The sequence below is a fragment of the Agromyces sp. GQ35 genome (assembly GCF_059758475.1).
Map to the genome: position 1 here is coordinate 1 of NZ_JCAXEO010000006.1, position 980 is coordinate 980.

1 protein-coding gene is annotated in these 980 nt (G+C 64.4%); it reads right to left on the bottom strand.

Annotated elements, in window-relative coordinates; genetic code table 11:
* On the bottom strand, positions 1-980 hold a 980-nt coding region (locus AC6CH0_RS17750), incomplete at both ends, for an Ig-like domain-containing protein (protein WP_498103329.1).

Here is a 980-nt window from a genome sequence, read left to right on the forward strand (position 1 = left end):
GGAATCGTGAGGAACGCCTTGCGGCCCTTCGGATCGCTCGCGCTTTCACCATCGGTGACCTCGAACGTCACGGCGGACTGGCCACGGAAGTCCTTCGCCGGGGTGTACGTCAACGACGAGGAATCCGCCATCGGCGAACTGCCGTTGCTGTTCGTCGCGGTCGCCGAGAGAATCCTGGCCGGCTTGCCCGACGGCACGATCACGATGTCGCCGACGCTCCACGAGATCGTCCCGTTCATCCGAACGATCTGCGGACCGATCTCAGCGAGGTACGGCGGCGGGAAAGTCTCTTCCTCGTCCTTCTTCTCCGCCTCGTCCGGGTCGACGCTCGGCGGAACGATGATGAACGCCATCGCCGACAGCTCATCGATCTCGTTCATCAGCCGGTACGCGATCGCCTGACGCTTCGACGTCGGCGAGACCTTCACCGTGCCATCGGGCATGACCTCGGCATTCTCGGAGTTCGGGCCCTCGACCGTGACCACGAGATCTTCGACCAGACCACCCGGGTTCTGCGCATCCTTCAACGGATCGACCGTCACCGACTTCTTGTCGGCGACCTGCTTCGGCTCGACGACCTGGTCGTGCGCCGTCGGCGGCTCGATCTTCGCATCTTCGGTCACGAGCACCTGGATGAACGCACCATCAGCACCGCCGTGACCGTTCGTGATCTCGTACCGCACCGAGTTGCCACCCTCGGCATCGGGCGCCTCGACCAGCACCCGGTTGTTCTTCACACTCGCCGTCAGTCCCTCACCGACCTCGGGCAGCTTCTTCACCACCTTGATCGGATACCCGCTCGGGTCCGAGTCATTGCCGAGCACATCGATCGCCGCACGACGCCCCGGACGCAACTCGACGACATCATCGACCGCGTTCGGCGGCAACGCCTCAACCGGCCGCGGAATCACGCCGATACGGATCGTGCCCGTCGCCGACTTGCCACCCGTGTCCGCGACCTCGTACGTGAACGACTCCGT